Source organism: Mesorhizobium sp. P2_F7 (assembly GCF_056403695.1).
The window spans coordinates 157,273-177,307 of record NZ_JBFUFA010000002.1 but is presented as its reverse complement, the minus strand read 5'-3'; the positions used below and the strand labels follow the sequence as shown (position 1 = coordinate 177,307).

18 protein-coding genes are annotated in these 20,035 nt (G+C 63.8%); 5 read left to right on the top strand and 13 right to left on the bottom strand.

The features are described from left to right. The first annotated feature begins 204 nt into the window (after nt 1-204). Together AC1DZ8_RS06140 and AC1DZ8_RS06135 are read left to right on the top strand one after the other, a co-directional pair. Entirely contained in the window at nt 205-1,764 is a 1,560-nt protein-coding gene (locus AC1DZ8_RS06140) for a vWA domain-containing protein (RefSeq protein WP_477308025.1), read from the top strand. Nucleotides 1,765-2,606: 842 nt separating this feature from the next. After that, nucleotides 2,607-4,013 carry an RtcB family protein gene (locus tag AC1DZ8_RS06135; protein WP_477400508.1) on the top strand — a complete coding sequence of 469 codons (1,407 nt, stop codon included), beginning with the start codon at nt 2,607-2,609 and terminating at the stop codon, nt 4,011-4,013. Nucleotides 4,014-4,077: 64 nt separating this feature from the next. On the opposite strand, the gene AC1DZ8_RS06130 is transcribed toward AC1DZ8_RS06135, so the two are convergent. From AC1DZ8_RS06130 to exbB, 3 genes are read right to left on the bottom strand one after another with little or no spacing between them, the layout of a single operon-like run. Beyond that, nucleotides 4,078-5,022, bottom strand: coding sequence for an energy transducer TonB family protein (locus AC1DZ8_RS06130; RefSeq protein WP_477308021.1), 945 nt, complete (start codon nt 5,020-5,022; stop codon nt 4,078-4,080). Continuing rightward, the gene (gene exbD, locus AC1DZ8_RS06125) at nt 5,019-5,480 is read right to left on the bottom strand and encodes a TonB system transport protein ExbD (RefSeq protein WP_477308019.1); all 462 of its coding nucleotides are present in this window, start codon (nt 5,478-5,480) and stop codon (nt 5,019-5,021) included. The genes AC1DZ8_RS06130 and exbD overlap by 4 nt, the downstream gene beginning before the upstream one ends. A gap of 12 nt (nt 5,481-5,492) precedes the next feature. Then, the gene (gene exbB, locus AC1DZ8_RS06120; protein WP_477308017.1) at nt 5,493-6,458 is read right to left on the bottom strand and encodes a tonB-system energizer ExbB; all 966 of its coding nucleotides are present in this window, start codon (nt 6,456-6,458) and stop codon (nt 5,493-5,495) included. 346 nt (nt 6,459-6,804) lie between these two features. Here exbB and AC1DZ8_RS06115 point away from each other — a divergent pair, with 346 nt between their 5' ends. Beyond that, the gene (locus AC1DZ8_RS06115) at nt 6,805-7,473 is read left to right on the top strand and encodes a cysteine hydrolase family protein (protein ID WP_477400505.1); all 669 of its coding nucleotides are present in this window, start codon (nt 6,805-6,807) and stop codon (nt 7,471-7,473) included. 81 nt (nt 7,474-7,554) lie between these two features. Here the strand turns inward: AC1DZ8_RS06115 and AC1DZ8_RS06110 are convergent, their stop codons facing one another. Both AC1DZ8_RS06110 and AC1DZ8_RS06105 read right to left on the bottom strand, forming a co-directional pair. Continuing rightward, the gene (locus AC1DZ8_RS06110) at nt 7,555-8,511 is read right to left on the bottom strand and encodes an LLM class flavin-dependent oxidoreductase (protein WP_477308013.1); all 957 of its coding nucleotides are present in this window, start codon (nt 8,509-8,511) and stop codon (nt 7,555-7,557) included. 167 nt (nt 8,512-8,678) lie between these two features. Further along, nucleotides 8,679-8,834: a hypothetical protein gene (locus AC1DZ8_RS06105; RefSeq protein WP_112561314.1), complete on the bottom strand. Its 156-nt coding sequence runs from the start codon at nt 8,832-8,834 to the stop codon at nt 8,679-8,681. 234 nt (nt 8,835-9,068) lie between these two features. Between AC1DZ8_RS06105 and AC1DZ8_RS06100 the strand changes: the two genes are divergently transcribed. Then, nucleotides 9,069-9,836 (top strand): SDR family NAD(P)-dependent oxidoreductase, encoded by a 768-nt coding sequence (locus tag AC1DZ8_RS06100; RefSeq protein WP_477308011.1) that lies wholly within the window; start codon nt 9,069-9,071, stop codon nt 9,834-9,836. A gap of 217 nt (nt 9,837-10,053) precedes the next feature. Here the strand turns inward: AC1DZ8_RS06100 and AC1DZ8_RS06095 are convergent, their stop codons facing one another. The 4 genes from AC1DZ8_RS06095 to AC1DZ8_RS06080 form a co-directional block, all read right to left on the bottom strand. Then, nucleotides 10,054-10,998 (bottom strand): ABC transporter permease, encoded by a 945-nt coding sequence (locus AC1DZ8_RS06095; RefSeq protein ID WP_477308009.1) that lies wholly within the window; start codon nt 10,996-10,998, stop codon nt 10,054-10,056. Next, complete coding sequence (locus AC1DZ8_RS06090) at nt 10,995-12,050, bottom strand: ABC transporter permease (protein ID WP_477308007.1); 1,056 nt, start codon at nt 12,048-12,050, stop codon at nt 10,995-10,997. Before AC1DZ8_RS06090 ends, AC1DZ8_RS06095 begins: the two co-directional genes overlap by 4 nt. Continuing rightward, nucleotides 12,050-13,561, bottom strand: a complete 1,512-nt coding sequence (locus AC1DZ8_RS06085; RefSeq protein ID WP_477308005.1) for an ABC transporter ATP-binding protein — start codon at nt 13,559-13,561, stop codon at nt 12,050-12,052. The genes AC1DZ8_RS06090 and AC1DZ8_RS06085 overlap by 1 nt, the downstream gene beginning before the upstream one ends. Nucleotides 13,562-13,780: 219 nt before the next feature. Then, nucleotides 13,781-14,806: a BMP family protein gene (locus tag AC1DZ8_RS06080; protein WP_477308003.1), complete on the bottom strand. Its 1,026-nt coding sequence runs from the start codon at nt 14,804-14,806 to the stop codon at nt 13,781-13,783. Between the two features lie 244 nt (nt 14,807-15,050). On the opposite strand from AC1DZ8_RS06080, the gene AC1DZ8_RS06075 reads away from it, so the two are divergent. Beyond that, on the top strand, nt 15,051-15,401 hold the full coding sequence (locus AC1DZ8_RS06075; protein ID WP_477308001.1) for a DUF6572 domain-containing protein: 351 nt from the start codon (nt 15,051-15,053) through the stop codon (nt 15,399-15,401). Nucleotides 15,402-15,461: 60 nt separating this feature from the next. On the opposite strand, the gene AC1DZ8_RS06070 is transcribed toward AC1DZ8_RS06075, so the two are convergent. From AC1DZ8_RS06070 to AC1DZ8_RS06055, 4 genes are read right to left on the bottom strand one after another with little or no spacing between them, the layout of a single operon-like run. Then, on the bottom strand, nt 15,462-16,409 hold the full coding sequence (locus AC1DZ8_RS06070; protein ID WP_477307999.1) for an ABC transporter permease: 948 nt from the start codon (nt 16,407-16,409) through the stop codon (nt 15,462-15,464). Nucleotides 16,410-16,411: 2 nt separating this feature from the next. Further along, nucleotides 16,412-17,383 carry an ABC transporter permease gene (locus AC1DZ8_RS06065; protein WP_477307997.1) on the bottom strand — a complete coding sequence of 324 codons (972 nt, stop codon included), beginning with the start codon at nt 17,381-17,383 and terminating at the stop codon, nt 16,412-16,414. A gap of 1 nt (nt 17,384) precedes the next feature. Further along, entirely contained in the window at nt 17,385-18,854 is a 1,470-nt protein-coding gene (locus tag AC1DZ8_RS06060; protein ID WP_477307995.1) for an ATP-binding cassette domain-containing protein, read from the bottom strand. A gap of 48 nt (nt 18,855-18,902) precedes the next feature. Next, on the bottom strand, nt 18,903-19,916 hold the full coding sequence (locus AC1DZ8_RS06055) for a substrate-binding domain-containing protein (RefSeq protein ID WP_477307993.1): 1,014 nt from the start codon (nt 19,914-19,916) through the stop codon (nt 18,903-18,905). Nucleotides 19,917-20,035 lie beyond the last annotated feature (119 nt).

Sequence of the window (20,035 nt, the reverse complement as noted above, 5' to 3'; positions counted from 1 at the left end):
ATCCTGTGTTATAACAACAGAGATTTTTGGATTACTATACAGGCACTCTCTCGCGAAGGGCCAGTGCCGACAAGTTTTGATGTTGTTTTTTATTTTGGAATAAAATCAATAATTTATGAGGAGCATCACGAGCCGCCGCCTGCACATCCTTCAAACTGGCACGCCTTCTGCAGTGCTGCTGGTGTGAAATGAAGGATAGGAACAATGGCGAACAAATCCGTGTTTGCGACGTATGCAGGAAAGCTGCTCCCGTCGGCTGGCATCAAGAACAATGAAGGAGCCCGGGCTTATCGCCTGTCGCCCCATCAGGCCCTGGCGCAGCTGGCGGCGACGGGCACGTTCAACGCGACCTTCTATGCCGAGCCGCGCGAGCAGCTGGACGAGGTGTTGAAGCTCGCCTGGCAGGTCGAGCCGGGTTTCCTGGCTCGCACCGCTGTCCACGCCTTCGAGCAGGGCTACATGAAGGATATGCCGGCCTTGCTGCTGGCGGTTCTGTCCTCGATGCAGGGCGACGAGTTCGACCGTGCTTTCGGACGGATCGTCAGGAACGGCAAGATGCTGCGCAACTTCGTGCAGGTCATGCGCTCCGGCGCCACCGGGCGCAAGTCGCTCGGCACGCGGCCGAAGCGTCTCGTCCAGGCCTGGCTCGAACAGGCGGCCGACTTCGAGATCATGCGGGCTGCGGTCGGCAATGATCCGTCGCTGGCCGATGTCATCAAGATGGTTCACCCGAAGCCGAAATCGGCCTCGCGTGAGGCGCTTTATGGCTACCTGATCGGCAAGCCGCATGATTTGTCGGTGCTGCCGGACGCGGTGAAGGCTTTCGAGGCGTTCAAGCGCGATCCGTCGCTGCCAGTGCCGGAAGTGCCGTTCCAGATGCTGACCTCGATGCCGCTGTCGCGCGAGCATTGGGTGCAGATCGCCGAAGCGGCCGGCTGGCAGATGCTGCGGCAGAACCTGAACACTTTCGCCCGCAACGGCGTGTTCGAAGTGGAAGGGTTCGCCGAGAAGCTGGCGGCGCGTCTGCGCGATCCGGAAGCGGTCCGGCGCGCCCGGGTGTTCCCGTACCAGCTCATGGTGGCGTTCACCATGACCGGTACGGATGTGCCCGGCGTGATCAGGGATGCGCTGCAGGATGCGATGGAAATCGCGCTCGGCAATGCGCCGCGGATCAACGGCAACGTCGTCGTATGCCCGGACGTTTCGGGCTCGATGGCATCGCCCGCGACCGGCTACCGCAAGGGCGCGACCTCGGCCGTGCGTTGCATCGATGTGGCTGCCCTGGTGGCCGCCGCGATGCTGCGGCGCAACCCGACGGCGAGGGTCCTGCCGTTCGAGAACGATGTGGTTGATATCAGCCTCAACGCTCGCGACACGGTGATGACCAACGCCGCCAAGCTGGCGGCTATCGGTGGTGGCGGAACCAACTGTTCGGCTCCGCTGGCGCGGCTGGTGCGCGAGAAGGCGAAGGTCGACCTGGTGGTGTTCGTGTCGGACAACCAGTCCTGGGTGGATGCATCAGCGCATGCGCATCAGGGCACGGCGACGATGCAGGAATGGCAGAAGCTCAAGGGATTGAACCCGGAGGCCAAGCTGGTCTGCGTCGACATCCAGCCCTACGCGACGACGCAGGCGAAGCCGCAGGCCGACATACTGAATGTCGGCGGCTTTTCCGACCGCGTCTTCGACGTGGTGGGAACCATGCTGACTTCGAGCGGCGACCCGGATCATTGGGTGCGCACGATCGAGGCGGTCGAACTCTGAACCAAGTCCCGGCAGTGAGTCTGCCGGGACCAACAGAACAAAAATCTGGGCATGACGAATGCCGATGGAACTACAGGCTATTCACCTCCAGGTCGCGGGTTCGAGTCCCGCCGGGTCCGCCACTATGGACCCGTAGCTCAGCGGATAGAGCGGGACGTTTCATCAAACCTTGTCGTCATGCCTGACGGCTTTACGCGGTTTCGGCCGCAATTGGACAGAAAGGAACTGAACAAACGGCGTGACGAATGCCTGTGGAACTACATCCTAACTTTCGGGTCGCGGGTTCGAGTCCCGCCGGAGTTGCCAATCGACTCCGTAGCTCAGTCGGCAGAGCAGAAAGGCAGTTTTCACAACATACTTGTCGTCACACACCTCGACAAAACCGCGGCGAATGCCGGATGGAACTACAGCTCCAAAGAATGGGATGCTCCGTGAGGTTCGACTCCTCACCTTGGCGGCGCTCTCTGGCACGAGCGGGACTCCCGGTGTTTCATCATCCCTTGTCGCCGCGGCGACGTAACTGAATGGCGAATGCAGGCAGGACTACAGGGATAGAGCGTCCGCGGCGAAAGTCGCGGAAGGTCGGATGTTCAAACCATCCCTCCCATCTCCGGATGGAAAGTAGCTCAGTAATTGTCTTGCCGACCCTTGTCGCCAGACCGAATGAATAGGACGAATGCCTGCGAGACTACAGGTAGACGCAGCCCGTTACGGCGGGTGCCGAAAGGCGTGAGGGTTCGTGTCCCTCCTCGCATCTTCGCGAAGTGGCGGAAAGATGTCTCGCATTCCCTTGTCGTCCGCCCGCAATACGCAGTGCTTGATATGGACCGAAAGTGAAAGACATGACCGAGATTTTGAGTGGACAGGATTTGATCGACGCCGGCATGCCGCAGGGCAAATGGTTCGGCAAGGCGCTTGCCGCGGCCAATGCGGTGCTGGAAAGCGGTGGATCGCCGAGCGATGCGCTGGACGCCGCGCGTGCTTTCGCGCCGCCGCCGGCGCTGCCGCTGCATGCGGTCGCTTCCATGCCGCTGCATCTCAACATCGAGGCCGAGACGCCTGACGAAGCCGCCAACGTCGAAGCGGTCACGCGCAGCATGGCCGAGCTGATGCGCACGCCGGTGATCCGCGCCGGCGCCATCATGCCGGATGCCTGCCCGACCGGTCCGTCGGGCACGATCCCGGTTGGCGGCGTCGCGGTGTCCGAGGCAATCCACCCCGGCATGCATTCGGCCGACATCTGCTGCTCGATGGCGATCTCGGTATTTCCGGGCGTGGCGCCTGCAGCCCTGCTCGATGCCGTCCACGCGGTCACTCATTTCGGGCCGGGCGGGCGTCCGCGCGGCCAGCAGATCCGGCCGGCCAAGGAGGTCTTCGAGCGCTTCGAGGCGAACCCTTTGCTGCGGGACCTGACCAGTGCCGCGATCGAGCATTTCGGCACGCAGGGCGACGGCAACCATTTCGCCTATGTCGGCACTTTGAAGTCGAGCGGCGAGACGGCGCTGGTCACCCATCATGGCTCGCGCTCGCCAGGGGCGCGGCTGTACAGCAAGGGGATGAAGATCGCCGAGGGTGTGCGCAAGACGCTGTCGCCGGAAACCTTGCCGCAGAACGCCTGGATCCCGGCAGATACGCGGGAAGGCGATGAGTATTGGGACGCCCTGCAGACGATCCGCGAATGGACCAAGGGCAACCATATGCTCATCCACGACCTGACGGCCGAAAAGCTGGCAGCAAAGGTGTCGGACCGGTTCTGGAACGAGCACAACTTCGTCTTCCGCCGTTCGGACGGGCTGTTCTACCACGGCAAAGGCGCCACGCCGGCCTTCGACAACTGGGCGCACGACGCGACCGATCTGACGCTGATCCCGCTCAACATGGCGGAGCCGGTGTTGATCGTGCGCGGCAAGAACGCCGAGAACGGGCTTGGCTTCTCGCCGCACGGCGCCGGGCGCAACTTTTCGCGCAGCCAGCACCGGCGCATGCAGGCGGGGCGCAGCGACGCCGATATCTTTGCGCAGGAGACGAAGAGCATCGATGCCCGTTTCTTCTCCGGCGTGACCGATATTTCGGAGCTGCCGAGCGCCTACAAGAACGCGGCCTCGATGCGCCGCCAGATCGAGCATTTCGGCCTGGCGGAGATCGTCGACGAGGTGCTGCCCTATGGCTGCATCATGGCCGGCGACTGGGAGGCCAACGCGCCGTGGCGCAAGAAGCGGGAAGCGCGCCTGCAGCAACAGGGGCGCTGAACGAAAATGGGATGCGGGACACAAAGCCCGCATCCCGCATCGGCTCCACCGCTACGGCATAACTTTACCGCAGCGTGAACATCAAAGGTGCCACGACAGCCGTACCGGCCTTGTCAGGCGGAGGCGCGGGCACCGTCGCACCCTGCAGAATGCTGAGCGCGGCGCGATCGAGATCCGCGTCCCCCGAAGATCGCGTCAGTCGGGCGGAGGTCACCTTGCCCGAAGCGCTGACGACGAAGGTCACATTTGCGGTACCCACGGCGCGCCGCGACCTTGCCGCGCTCGGGTAGCGCTTGTGCCGATTGATCCATCCGATCAGCTGTGAGTTCCATTTGCTTGCACTGACTGATGATCCACTCGACTGCGAGGCCTTCGGCGCGGCGGCTTTGGCAGCCGCTTTCGCATCGACGCTGGCGGTTACGACCGCTTTCGCCGGCACAGCCTTTTCCTTCTTCTCTTTCTTTGGTTTCGGCTTGGGTTTTTCGACCGCTTGCTTCGCCTTTTCGACCGGCTTGTCCTCCACTGGCTTGGCCTGCGGCAGCGGAATGACCACGTCCGGCGCAATGGCCGGGACAATGTCGGGTACGACCTCGTCGAGCGGCGGCTGGTCGGGTTGTTCGGCCGCGGCCGTCTCGACTGGTGCGGGCTCGTCGAGCTGGACCTCTTCAGCCTCCTCGGTGACCGGCTCCGGCTTTCCGACGTCCGGCTCCACGACAGGTTCTGCGTCGGCGACCGTCTCCTCGACCTGGTTTGTCGGCTCCGGCGTCACCACATCGGCTATCGCGTCCTCCGGCACTGCTGGTGCGACCATCATAGGCGACAGCTCGATCGCCACCGCCGGCGGCGGGCCGCCATCCATCTCGTTGGCCAGGCTGAAGCTCTGCACGGCATAGGCGATCGCGACATGCGCGCCGACAATGAGCACCGCTGCCATTGTCCACAGACCGATCTCGCGCGCGCCAGTGCGCGGCGGATCGGCCATGGGAACGGCAGCGGCCAGATGCATCATGGGGCGGGGCCTGGTTGCGACGGCGCGGCCGGTCCCGCCGGCACCGTTTCCAGCCCGACCAGCGCAATTTTCAGGTAGCCGGCGCCGCGCAACAAATTCATCACCTCCATCAGCTCGCCATAGCCGACCGCCTTGTCGGCACGCAGGAAGATGCGGGTTTGCTTGTCACCCTTGGTCTTGCCGTCGAGCACGGTGGCAAAAGCGGCACGCGGCACACTGTCGTTGCCGATCGCCAGCGTCAGATCGTCCTTCAGAGTCAGGAACAGCGGCGTTTCCGGCCGCGGTGCCGGTGTCGCCGTCGAGCCCGGCAGGTCGACATTGACGTCGACCGTCGCCAAAGGTGCGGCGACCATGAAGATGATCAGCAGCACCAGGATGACATCGATGAACGGCGTCACGTTGATCTCGTGGTTTTCCTCGATATCGCCGTCGATGTTTTCGCGAATCCTAGACGCCATGCTCCCGCTCCATCATTCCGCCGCCAGCGCGGGCGCCTGCGGCACCGTGCGGAAATCGAGATCTCGGCTGACCAGCCGTTCGACGCCGGCCGACGCATCGGCAAGGATCTGCCGGTAACCGGAAATGGAGCGCGCAAAGACGTTGTAGATGACGACGGCGGGAATGGCCGCGACCAGGCCCATCGCGGTGGCCAGCAGCGCCTCGGCGATGCCRGGCGCGACGACGGCGAGATTGGTGGTCTGCGCCTGCGAAATGCCGACGAAGGCGTTCATGATGCCCCAGACGGTGCCGAACAGGCCGACGAAGGGCGCCGTCGAGCCGATCGTCGCCAGCACGCCGGTGCCGCGCGACATGCGCCGCGCCGCCGCCGCTTCGATCCGCGACAGGCGCGACGTCACGCGTTCCTTCAACCCGTCACCGGTGACGTGGTCGAGCGCGCCGGCCGAAAGCGCTGCCTCTTCTTCGGCTGCCTGAACCAAAAGCGCAGCGGGGCCGCCGCTGTTGCCAAGCGCGCGCCCGGCCTGCCGCAGCGTGGCGGCATTGCCGATGGCGCGCGCGGCGCGGCGGGCACTGAGCTTGCCGAAGAGTATTTCAAGCGACTTGGCCAGCCACACCGTCCAGGTGACGAGGGAGGCGAAGGCGAGCCCGATCATCACCGCCTTGACGATGATGTCGGCGGCGATGAACATGCCCCAGGGCGACAGATCGTGCGGCAAAGTCAGCGAAATGGCGGAAGGCCCGGCCTGCGTGGGTGCACCGGACTGGCTGGCCGGCAAAGGCGCAGCCGGCGCGGTCGGTGCCGCCTGTTCCATTGCCGCTGGCGGCAAGACCGGCGCGGGCTGGACGACTGCGGCCGGCGCAGCTGGAGCGGGTTCCGTCGTCACCCGAGGCTGGGTGGTCGGCTGCTCTTGCGCCGCAGCGCTGCCGGCCGACAGCACAACCGCGGCCAGCGCCGCCAAAAGACCGTTTCTGGACACGATTCGTCCTCGCTTCGTCATTGCACGTAACCGATGGGCTGGCGGGGGTGACGGGATGCGCAAACACCCCATCTCGACCCCGAAAAATACCAGCCACGGATTCTGGCTTTCTCTCAAACGTGGCACAGCCACTGGAAACCAATTCAGGCGGCCGTGCCCCGCTTGACTATAAAACATGAGTTTACTAGTCAACAAACAAGATGGCTTTTTGGCCAGCAGTCTTTGGCGCGATGTGCCAACCGGCGCATCGTCTTCGTGTCGGTCTGGCTTGCCGCGTTGCACTGAGGGATGGACGGCGGCGGCGTTGCTGGGCCACGATGCCAGGCAGCAATTGAGGCACGCATCGATGATCAAGGCGACACCGTTCGATTTCCCCTATGACGGAAGGCTGGTGCCTGCAAACACCGCGCTGCTGGTCATCGACCTGCAGGAAGATTTCTTGTCGCCGACAGGCTATTTTGCCAGGAAGGGCTATGACCCTGCGCCGCTGCGCGCCATCCTGCCGACGGTCAACCGGCTGATCGCGGCCGCACGGTCGGCCGGTCTCACCGTCATCCACACCAGGCAAGGCTACCGTGGCGATATGGCCGATATGACGCCTTATGAGAAATGGCGGCGCAAGCGGGCTGGACTCGACGGCACCGACGTGCTGCTGCGCTCCGGCGCGGGCTTCCGGATCGTCGCCGACATTGAGGTCAAGCCCGAGGACATTATCGTCGACAAGACCTGCAACAGCGCCTTCACCTATACTGATCTTGAGTTAGTGCTGCGCGCACGCGGCATCACCCATTTGATGTTTTCCGGCTGCACGACCGATGTCTGCGTCCACACCACGCTGCGCGAGGCCTCCGACCGCAATTTCCAGTGCCTGACGATTAGCGATGCGTGTGCGAGCGGCGACCAATACGCGCATGAGGCGGCGCTGCATATGGTGACGGTGGAGGATGGGGTTTTCGGTGCGCTGGCCGAATCGGGTGCTGTGCTTGAGGCGCTGGCGCGGTTGGGTCGCGGTTAGATGCCGGCGGGACAGCACCCCCTCTGTCCTGCCGGCGTTTCCAGATCGCGATCCGCAGCAGGCGCCAGTTTTGGCACGTAACTACCCTGCGTGTATGTCCGACCCTGCTCGCGACGCAAACGCGCCGGGCTGCGGCACTTCGGCCTCACGGCGCGCCAGCGAGTTGCGCGTGAGCGCGATCGTCTCGCGGGCGATGCTGGCGATCTCCCGCGGCCTGTCGACGCCGACGATCATGAACTCGCTGATGCCGAGCGCCGCATAGGGCAGTAGCGACAAAGCGATCTGCGCCGGCGGTCCGGAAAGCTCGACGGCCTTGTGGCCGGCGACGGATGCACCGCCTTCCGAACGAATCCGAAGCGGAAGCGCAAAACGCAGCTTGCCGGCACGGCCATGTTCGGCAGCGGCGCTGCGCGCCCGTTCCATCAGCTGGCGGATCTCGTCGAGCGATCCGGACGCCAGCTCAAAGACGTCGGCATGCCGTCCGGCGACCCGGAGCGCGGTGCCGGACTGGCCACCCATGCGGATGGTGATATCGGCGCCATGCGGCCCCTTGCGCGGCACGTAGCCACCCTTGATGCTGTAGAAGGCGCCTTCATGGTCGAAGGGCCTGTCGTTCGACCACAGCCGCTTCAGCAACACCAGATATTCGTCAATGCGCTGCCAGACCACCGTGTGGCCAACCGGACGCGTCTCGGCATCGTCATCAGCCAGCGGTTCGCTCAGCATCCTCAGCGACAGCCGGCCCCCGCTCCTGGCGTCGAGCGCCGCCAGTTGCCGCGCAGCAACCGCAGGCGCGATCACGCCGGCCCAATGCGTCAGCACCACTTCCAGCGACGAGGTGCGGTCGAGCGCCTGGGCGGCAATGTCCATATTGGTCAACAGCCCGGCTTGATCGTCGACGACGATCTTCTGGAAGCCGGACTCCTCGATCAGCGACAGCTTTGTCGCCGTCTCGACGAAATCGTAGAAGAAAGGAACGGCCGAACCGGCGTCGGCGGCCTGCGTTTTACCGGGAACATGCGTGAACTCGATCGGCATTGCCATCTCCTCCATCACGTTGGATGCATGTCGCCCAAAAAGGCCCCGGTTTTGGGGGCAACGACATGCATAAAACAAAGCGCACCACGCCAGAGCGCGTCCGCGTTCGGTTCATCAACTCCGGTTACCTGAAGGCGGTAGGTCGCCACCCTTTCGGCCTGAACGGATCAGGGGATCAGGCCGAGCACGACTGCCCCGGTGAACGCAAACGCAAGGGCAAAGACGAGATAGGCGAAGGCGCCTGCATAGGCCGGGCGGAAAGCCTGGGCATTGGCCAGCCTCTGGCTGCTGCGATCCGTCTCGGCGTTCTGGATATAGGACATATCGACCTCCGTCTCGCCGGTTAATCTATAAAATCAGTAGACTTTGTCGATTGCTATTTTTTGGCAATACGCAGAACAATTTTCTCAATCTTCGATGTGAATTGGTCTGAGATTGCTGGGAGGCCACGATTCGAGGCAGGCGACCAGCCAGCTTGGCCAGCCTTCACAACGGGGATAGCATCGCCATTCCCGCGTAAAAGCGGACGATTCAATCGGGTACGGGGAGCACAGGACATGGGTTCAAGACTGGCCGGCAAGGTCGCCATCATCTCGGGCGGCGCGACGGGCATGGGCGGAGCGGCGTCGGAATTGTTCGCCGCCGAAGGCGCTCATGTGGCGATCATCGACCGCAATAGCGAAGAGGCGGCGAAAACCGCAGCAGGAATCCGGGCGCGCGGGCACGTGGCCGAACACTTCGTCGCCGATGTGTCGGACGAGGCACAGGTCGAGGCGGCGGTGAAAGCTGCAACAGCCAAGCTTGGCCCCGCGACCGTGCTGTTCAACCATGCCGGCACCATCGTCATAAAGCCGTTCCTGGAAACGACGGTGCAGGAATGGGACTGGCTGCATGCCGTCAATGTCCGCTCGATGTTCCTGATGACCCGCGCCGTGCTGCCCGGCATGATTGCCGCCGGTGGTGGCTCGATCGTCTGCACCTCGTCGATCTCGGCGGTGGCGGCGACACCGATGGAGGTGCTCTACGACACCACCAAGGGTGCCTGCCACATGTTTGCGCGCGCCATTGCGGTCGAGTTCCGCGACCGCAACATCCGCTGCAACGCCGTCTGCCCCGGCTTTATCAGGACACCGCACGGCCTGCACGAGGTGGCCGATCTCGGCAAGCTCGGCGTCGACGTTTCGGATGCCGCGTTGGCCGCGCAGCAAGGCCGCATCGGCGAGCCGGAGGAAGTGGCCAAGGCCGCCCTGTATCTGGCTAGCGACGAGTCCAGCTTCGTCAACGGCACGCATCTGTTCGTGGACAACGGCTTTACGGCGATGTGAGTATTCCAGACTTGGCGCCCTTCCTCTCCCTCCGGAGGGGGGAGAGGTGGCGCTGCGAAGCAGCGATGGAGTGGGGGAACCACCTGGCAACCGTCGCCAACGGATGCACAAGAATCTCTCTATGTCGCGCTGAGGGTCGACCCCCACTCCGTCGAGCTGCGCTCGACACCTCTCCCCCGATCGACGGGGGAGAGGAACGGCGCCAAGTCCTGCTCGTCTACCGTTCTTCCCGTCGAAACGGCTTCAACAGCGCGGACGGCGCCACCGCATTGCGCGACATCGCCGCCATCGCCACGATGGTGAAGATGAAGGGCAGCATCAGGAACGCCTCGTAGGGGATATGCCCGAGCCCGCTAGCCTGCATGCGCAATTGCAAGGCATCGACGAAAGCGAACAGCAGCGCAGCGCCCGCAGAGCGCCACGGATCCCAACGGCCGAACACGACCAGCGCGATCGCTACCCAGCCGCGCCCGGAGACGACGCCGAAGGTGAAGGCGTTGAACTGCGCCATCGTGAGGAAGGCGCCGGCGAGCCCCATCAGCGCGCCGCCGAGGATGACGGCCTGAAAACGCGTGGCAATGACGCTGACGCCGGCGGAATCGGCCGCGCGCGGGTTCTCGCCGACCATCCGCACCGACAGGCCCCAGGGCGTGCGGTAGAGTACGAAGGCGGCGAGTGGGATGGCGATGATCGCCATGTAGACCAGCGTGAACTGGTTGAACACTGCCGGCCCGAGCACCGGAATGTCGGAGAGCAGCGGGATCGGCAAGGTCTGAAACCCCTTGATGCTGGGCGGCACCGATTGCTGGCCGAAGATCAGCCGGTAGAGGAAATAGGCCAGGCCCGACGAGAACAGCGTGACGCCGATGCCGCAGACATGCTGGCTCAAGCCCAGTGCCACTGTGAACAGCGCATGCAGCGCGCCCATCAGCATGCCGGTCAGCACTGCCGCCAGCACGCCAAGCCACAGGCTGCCGCTGAGGCTGGCGGCGGTGAAGCCGGTCATCGCCGACAAAAGCATGATGCCTTCGGTGCCGAGATTGAGCACGCCGGCGCGCTCGGAGAACATCTCGCCGAGCGTGGCAAAGGCGAGCGGCGTGGCGATCCGGATGATGGCGGCCAAAAAGCCGACCTGAAAAATCTGTTCGAACACTGCGCTCATGAGGCCGCTCCGACGCGGCGGACGCGATATGCCGTGAACAGCAGCGCCACCAGCATGGCAAGCAGCGCCGTTCCCTGGATGACATCGCTGAGGAAGGCCGGCACGCCGGTCGCCCGCGACATCGCCTCGGCCCCTGTCATCACGGCGGCCAGAAAGATCGCCGCCGGCACCACGCCGAGCGGATTGAGCCTCGCCAGCATGGCGACGACGATGCCGGAATAGCCATAGCCCGGCGAGATGTCGCTCATCACTTGGAAATGCACGCCGCCGACTTCGCCGACACCGGCGAGCCCGGCCAGCGCACCGGACAGCAGCGCGGTTGAGATCAGCACCCGCTCGACATGGATGCCGCCATAACGGGCGGCTTCAGGGCTTTCGCCGGTGACCCGGATGCGGAAGCCGAGCGTGGTGCGCACGATCAGGAACCAGATCAAAGGCGCGGCGACCAGCGCCGCGATGACGCCGAGATGCAGGCGCGTGCCTTCGAGCAGCACCGGAAAATTTGCCGAATCCTCGATCGGCGGCGAGATCGGATAGCCGCTGAAACTATCCTTCCACGGCCCTTCGATCAGCGCCATCAGCGCATAGTAGATGACCGAATTGAGCAGCAGCGAACTGACGACGTCATCGACCTTGAACTTTACGCGCAGCGTCGCCGGCACCAGCGCCACCGCCGCACCAGCAGCGGCGCCCGCGATCGCCATCAACAGGATCGCCAGCGCCCCCGGCATCGGGATGGCGCCGACGAAACAGCTGGCCACCGCGCCGGCCAGCAACTGCCCCTCGGCGCCGATGTTCCAGAACTTCGCCCGGAAGGCGACGGCCACTGCCAGCCCGGTGAAGATCATCGGTGCAGCGCGCACCAGTGTTTCGGTGATGGCGTAGCTGTCGCCGAACGAGGCCGACAGCATCACGCCATAGGCTTCGAGCACCCCGGCGCCGGCCAAAGCGATGAGGCCGCTGCACAGAATGAGCGTGGCTGCGATCGCGATGAGCGGGAGCGCCAGGTTGAACCAGGCGGGGGTAGAGGTGCGGGCTTCCAGGCGGAACATCAGCTATGGCCCTCCGCCCCGGTCATCAGCAGCCCCAGCCGCGCGATGGTTGCATCGGCGCTGTCGAGCGTGCCGGCAATACGGCCCTCATACATCACCGCGATGCGGTCGCAGAGCACCAGCAGTTCCTCCAGATCCTCGCCGATGACGACGATGCCGCAGCCCTTGGCGCGCATACCGAGAAACTTTTCGTGGATGAAACGGGCGGCACCGATATCGAGGCCGCGCGTTGGCTGCGAGACGATCAGCACTTTCGGATCGAACGCAAGTTCGCGCGCCAGCAGCGCCTTCTGCAGATTGCCGCCGGACAGCGCGCCGGCGCGGGTCATCGGCCCGGGGCAGCGTATGTCATAAGCCTTGATCTGTTCCTCGGCGAAGGCGCGGATCGCATCCGGCTTGAGCAGGCCCTTGCTGCTGAACGCCGCCGTGCCGATACGCGGCAGCACCATGGAATCGGCCAACGGCAGATTGGTAACCAGCCCGGTCGTCATCCGGTCTTCCGGAATGCGGCCGAGACCGAGCGCCTGCACCTCGCGCGGCGAGAACCGCGTCACCGGTCTGCCGGCTATTGTCATCGCGCCGGCGTCAGGCGCGAGCACCCCGGAAATCACTTCGGCCAGTGCCCGCTGGCCATTGCCGGAGACGCCGGCGATGCCGAGGATTTCACCGGCGCGCACAGCAAGCGAGATGTCGTGCAGCGGCGTACCCGAATGCCGTGAGGTGGAGATAGCGTCGAGCGTCAGCACCGCCGCGCCCGGCGTCGACGGCCCCCTCGCCGGCGGCACAATCTCGTGGCCGCACATCAGCTCAGCCATTGCAGCCGATGTCGTGTTGGCGGGGTCGTCGACCCGGCCGGCAACGCGGCCGTGCCGCAGCACGGTGCAGCGATGCGTGAGTGCCCTCACCTCGTTCAGCTTGTGCGAAATGAAGATGATGCCCAGCCCTTGCGCCGCCATCGAGCGTAGCGCCGAGAACAGCCCGTCGACCTCGCTCGGCGCCAGCACCGCCGTCGGCTCGTCGAGGATCAAGAGCTTGGCGCCACGAAACAGCGCCTTGACGATTTCCAGCCGCTGTTGTTCGCCGACCGACAGAGCCGACACCGGCAGATCGGGGTCGAGCGTCAGCCCATGCTGTTTGCTGATGTCGGACAACCGGGCAAGCCCGCCGGCGCGATTGATGCGGCCGGATTTGCCCGCAATACCGATCAGCAAATTCTCCAGCACGGTCAGCCGCGGCGCCAGGTGAAAATGCTGGTGCACCATGCCGATGCCGGCAGCCAGCGCATCGGCCGAACTGGTGATCCGCACCGGCTTGCCCTGGATGAGTATCTCGCCGGCATCCGGCGCATAGGCGCCGAACAGCACATTCATCAGCGTCGTCTTGCCGGCGCCGTTTTCGCCCAGCAGGCCGAGGATTTCACCAGGCGCCACGCTGAGGTCGACCGCTTCGTTCGCCTTGACGGCGCCGAAGCTCTTGGTAATGCCGCGCATTTCGATGAGTGGGGCGGACAAGGGCGCTCCTGAATTGTGAGGGCGTGCCCGTCACACCCCCCTCTGGCCTGCCGGCCATCTCCCCCTCATGGGGGGAGATTGGACGTCACGTCGGCTTTCGCCAATCTCAAACCGCGAACAATGTTAGCCAGCGTCAAAGCAGCCCATCTCCCCCCATGAGGGGGAGATGCCCGGCAGGGCAGAGGGGGGTGCGACAAGCACCAACCCTCCAACCGAACCTCAATCCGAAACCGGCGTGTTCTCGTCCACATCCACCCGGAAATTGCCTTCGAGAATCTCGGCCTTCTTCTTCTCGACCAGATCCTTGACCTCCGCCGGCAGGGTCTTGTCGAATTTGTGGTAGGGCGCCAGGAACGAGCCGCCCTTGGCCATGCGCGAGAAATCGCCATAATCCTGCGCGGTGAAGACACCGGCCTTGACCAGCTTGATCGCCTGCTCGACCGTCGGATACATGTCCCAGACCGGGCCGGTGATCACCGTATCGGGGCCGAGGCTCGACTGGTCGGACATGTTGGAGATGGCAAGGATTTTCTTGTCCACCGCCGCTTCGATGACGCCGAAGCGCTCGGCATAGATGACGTCGACGCCGGCATCGATCTGGGCGACGGCGGCTTCCTTGGCCTTGGGCGGATCGAAGAAGGAACCGATGAAGGCAACCTTCTTCTTGATGTTGGGGTTGACCTCCTTGGCGCCGGCGAAAAAGGCGTTGACCAGCCGGTTCACTTCCGGAATGCCCATCGCCGCGACGGCGCCGATCGTGCCTGACTTCGACATCTTGCCGGCGATGATGCCGGAGAGATAGGCTGGCTCGTGGATCCAGTTGTCGAAGACGCCGAAATTGGGTTCGGCCGGTCCGGCGCCCGAGCCGAACAGCCAGGCGGTCTTCGGGAACTGTTTTGCCGTACGGCGCGATTCGCGCTCGGCGGCGAAAGCGTCGCCCAGCACCAGTTGGTAGCCGCCTTGCGCATATTCGCGCATGACGCGGCTGAAGTCGGCGGTCTGCACCTTTTCCGACCATTTGTATTCGATGCCGAGTTCCTTCTCGGCCTTCTGCAAGGCGACGTGGATCTGGTTGTCCCACGGCTCCTCGATCGGCGTGGCGAAGATCGCCGCCACTTTCAGCTTCTTGTCCTTGGCGAAAGCCACGCCCGGCAGCATCGCCGCAGCCAGGCCAAGCGCGCCGAGTTCCAGCACGTCGCGCCGCGACAGGCCGGTCGATTGCGATTTGTTTTTCCGGTTTTCCATCTAGTGCCCCTCTGTTTGACAGCCGTGTCGAGCCGGCTGTTCTGAAATCAGACGCGGAACTATGGAACGGGTGCGGACTTTTGTCCACATGGTCAAATTTGATGGCAGTGTCTCAGTCTGAAATTTGAAGCAATGGTCTCTGGCATGTCCAAGACGCTCTGGTCTATGGAAGACCCTTGCGGGAAAATGGACGCCGTTGCGCCTAAGTCGGGCAAGCGTGGCCCTTACAAAAAACGATCGAAGGATGATGAACAACGAGAGCCTTGCTATCAGCGATGACTTTTCGAACGATTTGGAAGTTCGTTTGGGAAATAATGGTCTGCGGTTCGTCATCACTGATACGTTGCCTTGGACAGATGACAAGACGATAGCTGCGCATCTCGAAAGCATATCGGCGAGGGTGGAATCCTATTTGCAGATTGCAACAAGCGATCGATTTCGCCAGAAATATCCAGAAACCCCGCCAGCCAAGGTTTCGATTGTGCTTCGATTTCGCTACGAGCCCACTCCAACTGCCGAGCCGACTTTGTCTGGGATATCAAAGAGGCTCGCAACCGATGGCATACGCTTCCGGTACGGGATGGCTGCGAAATAACGGACAGATCGAAGCCGCAGTGAAATTTCAAACTGAGACACTGCCAAACTTGGAAGCGATTTACCGCAACACCTTCTCGCCACCAGCCACCGTGATGACGCCGACTATGATGAGCCCGGTCAGCAACAAGCGCACGCCGGCGCTGACGCCGAATGTGTTGAGCATGGTCAGAAGCAGCACCAGGAACAAAGCCGCGCCCCAGACGCCGGGAACATTGGCCTTGCCGCCGGCAACCGAGGTGCCGCCGATGACGACGACGGCGATCGAGGCGAGCAAATACTCATTGCCGATGTCGACATTGGCGCCGCGGAAATAGCCGGCGAGCAGCGCGCCGTCGATGCCGCCGAGCGCGCCCGACAGAGTGTAGGTGAGGAAGCGGGTGCGGCCGACATTGACGCCGGCAAGCCACGCGGCGCGGATGTTCTGGCCGATCGCCAGCACCGAGCGGCCATAGATCATGCGCTGCAAGGCGATGGCAGCAGCAACGGTGAACACCACGGTGAGGATCGCCAGCACCGGAATGCCAAAAATCTGCCAGTTGGCGAAATCGGCAAAGCCTGGCGGCGGCTTGATCTGCAGGCCGCGCCCGTAGCTGATGTCGATCGACTGGATGATGAAGCTGGCAGACAGCGTCGCGATGATCGGCGGAATGCGCAGCGCCCAGATCAGCAGGTAATTCACCGCGCCGATGGCAGCACCGCAGGCGAGCGCCGCCAACAGCCCGACCACGATCATGGAATCGCTTCCATCCATCACCTTCATGGCGACAGCACTGGCCAGCCCGATATTGGCGGGCAGCGACAGGTCGACATTGCCGGGTCCGAGCGTGATGACGAACATCTGGCCGACGCCGACGATGACGGTGAAGACGGCGAGCGAGAGGGCCGCCGTGACCATGCCGCCGGCGCCATAGCCGCCGGTGAAGGCGATGGTTGCCAGCCATACCAATAGCGCGCCGAGGAAGGACCAGATCCAGGGTTTGGCGGTGAGCGTTCGCAACAGGGTCATCGCTATCGCTCCTTGCGGCTGATCAGGACGCGGGCCGCCAGCACGATGATCAGGATGGCGCCGTTGGCGGCGACCTGCCAGTCCGGCGGGATATGCATGAAGGTGAGCAGCGGTGACGCCGCAAGCGCCAGCGTCAGCGCGCCGAGCACGGCCCCGATGGGCGACACCCGGCCGCCGACGAATTCACCACCGCCGAGAATGACGCCGGCAATCGCCAGCAGCGTATAGCCATTACCGATATTGGCATCGGCCGAAGTGGTGATGCCGATCAGCGCCATGCCGGACAAAACACCGAACAGTCCGGTCAGCGCAAACAGCACGATCTTGGTGCGCAGCAGCGACCAGCCGGCGCGCCGCAGCGCCGCCGGATTGCCGCCCGAGCCGCGCAGGATGACGCCATAGGAGGTGCGCATCAGCCCAAAATGCACCACCGCCGCGATCACCAGCGCGGCGATGATCGGGAATGGAATGAAGGGCGGCTTGAACGCCATCAGCCCCAGCAGCCAGTCCGGCGCCTTGCCGCCGGGCTTGGGCAGCACCAGGATGGCCAGCCCCTGCCAGACGAAGCTCATGCCCAGCGTCACCACGATCGACGGCAGGTTGCGCAGATGGATCAGCGCGCCGAGCAGCGCGTAGACGCCGATGGCGCCGATGAGGATAATCACGCCGACCAGCGGCGCATCCTTCAGCCATGTCGCTGTGACGCAGCCGACAAAGCCGACAAAGGTCCCGATCGACAAATCGAGTTCATTGCCCGCGATGACGAACATCTGCGCGATCGTCGCCAATGCGATCGGGATCGCCAGGTTGAGCATCAGGCTGAAGCCAAAATAGCTGATGGCGCGCGGGTTGAGCCAGGCGATGGCGAGCAGCACCAAAGCCAGCGACAGCGCCGGCAACAGGCTGCGCAGCATGCGGGCGCGGGCGGCACTGCCGCGCGGCGAGGAAGTTGGGCCGGGAGCGATTGCCGTCATCTCAGGCCGCATCGCCGAATGAGGACTGGATGATCTTTTCCTCCGTCAACTCGCCACGCGTGAGATTGGCGACGATGCGGCCGTTCTTGAAGACATGGATGTGGTCGCAATTGTCGAGTTCTTCGGTCTCGGTCGTGTACCAGAGGAAGGTCCGGCCCTTGGCCGCTTCCTCGCGCACGAGGTCGTAGACTTCGAGCTTGGTGCCGATATCGACGCCGCGCATCGGGTCATCCATCAGCACGATCTCGGCATCCGAGCCGAGCGCACGGGCAAACAGCGCTTTCTGCTGGTTGCCGCCCGACAGCGAAAAAATGTTGTTGGCCATGTCAGGCGTGCGGATGCCGATCTTCTGCTTCCAGAATTCGGCAAGTTCGGCCTCGCGCTGCGGCGAAATCAGAAGCCCTTTGCGCAAACGTGCCAGCGAGCGGATGCCGATGTTTTCAGAGATCGACCATTGCGCAAAGATTCCGTCCGACTGGCGGTCGCCCGCCACCAGCGCCACCGGCGCGGTCACGTCGATGCCCGGCCTTCGGCGCGCCGCGGCGGCAAAGATCGCCAGCAGAAGATCCGTCTGGCCATGGCCGGCAAGCCCGGCAAGGCCGATGATTTCGCCGGCGCGGGCAACAAGCTCCTTGCCGTCCTCTTGCCGGGCAGGCCGCGCCCGCACACTGACGGGACTGTCCGCTGGTCTTGCGGCTGCAATCTCGGCCGCGATCTTCTCGCGTGCCTCGGCGCCGCCCATGGTCGCCACCAGCCGGTCGCGGTCGAAGGCCTTTGCCGCGTCCGTGGCGACCACTTTGCCGTCGCGCATCACCACGATTCGGTCGGCGTTCTGCAGCACCTCGCCCAGCACATGCGAGATCAGGATGCAGCTGCCACCGCCGGCGACGAAGCGGCGCACGAAGGCCAGCAACTGGCCGGCCGTGTGTGCGTCGAGCGAAGAGGTCGGCTCGTCGAGAATGACCAGATCGAGCGGGTCGCGCGTCACTGTAAAGGCGCGCGCCACCTCGACCATCTGCCTGCGGCCGATCGACAGGTCACCGGCAATGTCATCCGCCGAGATGCCGTGATCCGGGAAAATTTCGTCGAGCTTGGCGGCGATAAGCGCGGCCGCCTTGCGCCGCCAGCCGAAGCCGGTCAGCGCTGGATGATTGATGCGCGTATTCTCGGCGATGCTGAGGTTCGGGCACAGCGACAGTTCCTGGAACACGCAGCGTATGCCGAGTTTTAGCGCGCGCGCCACCGAGTAGTCGATTTCCGCATTGCCGCGCACCGCGATCTCGCCGCCATCCGGCCGCAGCGTGCCGGCCACCATATGCATCAGCGTCGACTTGCCGGCGCCGTTATGGCCGACCAGCCCGACGCATTCGCCGGCGCCAACATGAAAGTCGACCCCGTTAAGGGCGCGAACGGCGCCGAAATGTTTTTCGGCGCCGCTCAGTCTGATGATGTCGATATCTGCCTCAGGCATGCTCAACGATATCCGGTCGGTCATGCCTCTGGCAATGAATGCAAACCATCACTTGATGTTGGCTTTGATCGCCGCGAGAGCGTCTTCCTGCGTGTATTCGTGAGTGGCGACGCCGCCTTCCTTGATCTTCGGCAGGGCTGCCTCGAAATCGTCCTGGGTGAAGGCGAGATAAGGCACCAGCAGGTCGTGCGGGATGTCGGTGCGGCCATCGAGCACCTGCTGCGCCACCCAGAAGGCCAGCGACGAGACGCCCGGCGCGATCGACGCCGACCAGGTCTGGTAGCCGTCCTTTTCCTTCTGCTCTTTCCACCATTTCAACTCGTCCTGGCGGTTGCCCATGATGATGGTCGGGCGCGGCTTGCCGGCGGCGGCGAAGGCTTGGGCGGCGCCATAGCCGTCACCGCCCTGGTCGACGATGCCGACGATGTCGGGCAGCGACGGCAGGATGGTCGCGACCGCCTTCTGCGCCGTCGTCTGGTCCCAATCGCCGGTCACCGAGCCGACGATCTTGAACTCCGGATGCGCGGCAACGCCTTCGAGGATGCCGGCATGGATGGCATCGTCGATCGAGGTGCCGGCCAGGCCGCGAATTTCCAGCAGATTGCCGCCCTTGGGCTGGAACTTGGCCATCTGTTCCACTTCCTGCTTGCCCATGTCCTTGAAGTCGACGACGACGCGATAGGCGCAGGGTTCGGTCACGGTGCCGTCGAAGGAGACGACGACGATGCCGGCATCGCAGGCCTGCTTGATGGCGCCGTTCAGCGCATCCGGCGACGCCGCGTTGATAACGATGGCGTCATAGCCCTGCAGGATCAGGTTCTGCACCTGGGCTGCCTGGGTCGGCACTTCCTTGTCGGCGGTGGTGAAGATGTCTGCGGCGCCGACGACCTTGTCCTCGACCGCCTTCTTGGTGACGATGCCGTAGCTGTCGAGCATCGCCTGGCGCCAGGAATTGCCAGCGTAATTGTTGGAGAAGGCGATCTTCTTGCCGCTGGTGTCGGCAAGCGCCGTGCCCGAGGCGAGCATTGCCGCAAGCGCGCTCAGAACGAGCAGTTTCTTCATGTCATAATCCTCCCGTGGATTGTCGGCCCCGCCGACTGTTGCTGATGGTTTTGGCGTTGGCTGCCTGTTTTTTATCTATTGTCAGACAAATGCAGATGCGCCCGCTTGTCAACTGCGAT